The following is a 2,724-nucleotide window of genomic DNA, read 5'->3' as shown; positions in this document are numbered from 1 at the left end:
GATGTTAGCCACTGGCTTTTCCCTTTAAATACATTTCAGGGGTTAAAACGGCGATTTCACTCTTTTTAAAATCTTTTATATTTCGAGTTAATATTATTTTTATTTCTCCATTTTCAATGGCTGAGAAGTTTTGCAAAGCATCTTCAAAATCTTTGAAATTTGAATTTAAAGCTCCAAAAACGGCTTCTTTATCCATTTTTATAATCTCGATTATATTTAAAAGTTGCTTTATTTTCTCAATGATGATTTCGTGCTTGGCTGATTTTCTTAGTAAATAATATACATTACAAATTATAACTGGAGTTGTGAATCCTTTTATTTTGTTTTCTTCGCATAAATTGAGAATTTCTGTTGCAAATTCTGCAAAGGGTTCACGATCAAAAAAGAAATCCAGGATCACATCTGTGTCAATAAGAACTTTATCCATTATGAGTATTTTTCTTCTAGCCTGTTCCTTAGTTCTTTTTTATAATCCATATTTTTTTTAGGTATCTTAAAGGAGCCTTTTAGCGATTTTACAACTGGATTAAGTTTTTTATCTCTTTCCATCTTTTCTTCCTTGGTCAAGATTTTCAAATAATTTTCAATAATGTCGGACAAGCTGCGATTTTTATCTTTCGCATATTCTTTTGCCCTTTTAATTATTTCCTGTTCGATTGTTAAGGTCAGCTTTGTGTTCATCGTCGTATTTTTATAAGTATAAATACAAATATACAAAGAATTTTATTGCACGTGCTTATTTTTGATTTATTACACGTTTTTTTGTGAAGCTTGTGGCTAACGGTTGCGGTTATGGACAAGTTGCGGAGTAGGGAACGCGGATTTGTCAGCTAGTTGGATTTTAATTGATAGTTAAAAATAACAATTTTCAGCACATAAACCGCAATTTACTATAACCGCTGTTGCCTATTGGAGCGCGGAAACGAATTTATATTAAAAACGGTCATTATTAACCGTGAATTTTTCTCAGCGCCAGAGCGGAATTTTGTTTTGGAAGTTTTGAAACATGAACTGAAAAACTGTTCTTCCTGTGGAGTTACTTTCCGAGGTTAAAAAACAAATCTTTATAATTTATTCGATGTTGAAAATTGCCAATTTTCAGCCGAGCTCTTGTTGGCAACGGCCGCGATTAACGCCAGTGTGCGGAATTTAGCACTCGGAGTTGTCGGCTTGTTGTTTTTTTATTAGAAGTTGAAGTTATCATTTCTTCTGGAATACCGCATATTGGCCTCGTTAATCGCTGTTGTAGTGCGTTTTCTATTCCTCTAATTCGTTATAATTAATTGTCCTGCTTTTACCATCAAACCATGCATTAAGACATTTTAAATTATCTAAGTTTTCCAATCGTTCGATTTTTTCGGTTTGGGAATCTGCTCGCCAGGCAGCTTTAATATTTTGGTTAAACATTTTCTTATTGTCTACAGTTTCAACCAAGGCTATGATATTTCCGGCATTCTGGTTCTTTAAATCAAATTCACAATAACCAATTGTTACTTTTCCGGAATTTTTCGATTTAATAATCAGAGTGTCTAAAACCGTGTATGTTCTTTTATTACTTGTGGTTGAATTAATCTTGGAATAAATGATAAGATCATTGTTAACCTTATTCAAATGAAGTAGGCTATATTCTTTATCAATTTCTTGATTAATAAAAGTGGTATCAGATACTTTTTCAAATTCTTCTAAAGCTGCTATTTTTTTATGATCAGAAAACTTGTTGCCAATTAGTGATTCTTGAGTGTTCTCAACACACGAATTGAGAAGAATTAATATTGATAAGATGAATAATTTTTTCATTTAAGTAGGATTTATTTTGTTGAAAATGCACTACAACGGTTACGGTTACCGCAAGTTGCGGGAGTAAGGATGCTGATTAGTCGGTTTAGTGGTTTTAATAATTGGTCTCTAAAATAACTATTTTCAACAAACTACCCGTTATTTGCGGTGAACCGATGTTACCTGCTTGCAATTTAGTGTGTCATTTCTTTTAATTTCGAAATGATTTCATCTCTATTTTTATATTTCGCTTTTACAATTTCTCCTTCTCGATTTCCATCAAAACCTCCATCGACAATTTTGCTGATCTCTTCTTGAAAAATTAAATAATCTATGTTTAAGTTTTTCCATTCGTCGTAGATAAATGTTCCATATATTTTACCACTAATTTGATAATGTCTTTGGTTCCAGGAGGTAATTATAATTAGTTCATCATATTGATCATTATCTGCATTGGCAAAAAAGAGATCCTCAATTTTTGGATCACCTCCTTCTTGATGAATTGTGTCGATTAATATTCTTTTGTATTTATTGTTCTTTGGAGTTCTTATAAATAAATTTCCGATCAATCTTGTATAGGTCTTATTATCAGAAGTCAAATTTTCATCCTTGAAATTCTCTTTATAAAACACAAAAATTCCTTCTTTGGAATTCCATTTTGCAACTTTTATAAACGATATTTTTTCTGCTTTTTCGGGTTTATTTCTTAAAGCAAATTCCTCAATTGAATCATTGGAGTGTTTTTTTATTGCTTGTCCACTAATTAATAATGGGAAAAGGATTATTATAAAAATGGAAACAATATTTTTCATAATTGCTTGCAGGTAACGGTTTGCGGTTATGGACAAGTTGCGGGGTAGGGAACGCGGATTTGTCGGCTAGTTGGATTTTAATTGGTAGTTAAAAATAACAATTTTCAGCACATAAACCGCAATTTGCTATAACCGC

General features: G+C 31.8%; 4 protein-coding genes. All 4 read right to left on the bottom strand.

The window, feature by feature from the left end:
* Positions 1-4: 4 nt before the first annotated feature.
* The 4 genes from RM539_RS19680 to RM539_RS19665 all read right to left on the bottom strand — a co-directional run bounded on the left by RM539_RS19680 (position 5) and on the right by RM539_RS19665 (position 2,588).
* Positions 5-427 carry a type II toxin-antitoxin system VapC family toxin gene (locus tag RM539_RS19680; RefSeq protein ID WP_311505129.1) on the bottom strand — a complete coding sequence of 141 codons (423 nt, stop codon included), beginning with the start codon at positions 425-427 and terminating at the stop codon, positions 5-7.
* Positions 427-681, bottom strand: a complete 255-nt coding sequence (locus tag RM539_RS19675; protein WP_311505128.1) for a DUF6364 family protein — start codon at positions 679-681, stop codon at positions 427-429. Before RM539_RS19675 ends, RM539_RS19680 begins: the two co-directional genes overlap by 1 nt.
* A 576-nt stretch (positions 682-1,257) precedes the next feature.
* Positions 1,258-1,797, bottom strand: a complete 540-nt coding sequence (locus RM539_RS19670) for a hypothetical protein (RefSeq protein ID WP_311505127.1) — start codon at positions 1,795-1,797, stop codon at positions 1,258-1,260.
* Between the two features lie 173 nt (positions 1,798-1,970).
* Positions 1,971-2,588 carry a hypothetical protein gene (locus tag RM539_RS19665; RefSeq protein WP_311505126.1) on the bottom strand — a complete coding sequence of 206 codons (618 nt, stop codon included), beginning with the start codon at positions 2,586-2,588 and terminating at the stop codon, positions 1,971-1,973.
* Between the last annotated feature and the right edge of the window lie 136 nt (positions 2,589-2,724).

This window comes from Autumnicola musiva, from assembly GCF_031846585.1.
Classification (GTDB): domain Bacteria; phylum Bacteroidota; class Bacteroidia; order Flavobacteriales; family Flavobacteriaceae; genus Autumnicola; species Autumnicola musiva.
Note: the sequence above shows the minus strand (reverse complement) of the source record. Positions and strands in the feature narration are given on the sequence as shown.

Excerpts from the sequence above, each read along its gene's own strand:
- RM539_RS19670 (WP_311505127.1), bottom strand. The coding sequence starts at position 1,797 with ATGAAAAAATTATTCATCTTATCAATATTAATTCTTCTCAATTCGTGT.
- RM539_RS19675 (WP_311505128.1), bottom strand. The coding sequence starts at position 681 with ATGAACACAAAGCTGACCTTAACAATCGAACAGGAAATAATTAAAAGG.
- RM539_RS19665 (WP_311505126.1), bottom strand. The coding sequence starts at position 2,588 with ATGAAAAATATTGTTTCCATTTTTATAATAATCCTTTTCCCATTATTA.
- RM539_RS19680 (WP_311505129.1), bottom strand. The coding sequence starts at position 427 with ATGGATAAAGTTCTTATTGACACAGATGTGATCCTGGATTTCTTTTTT.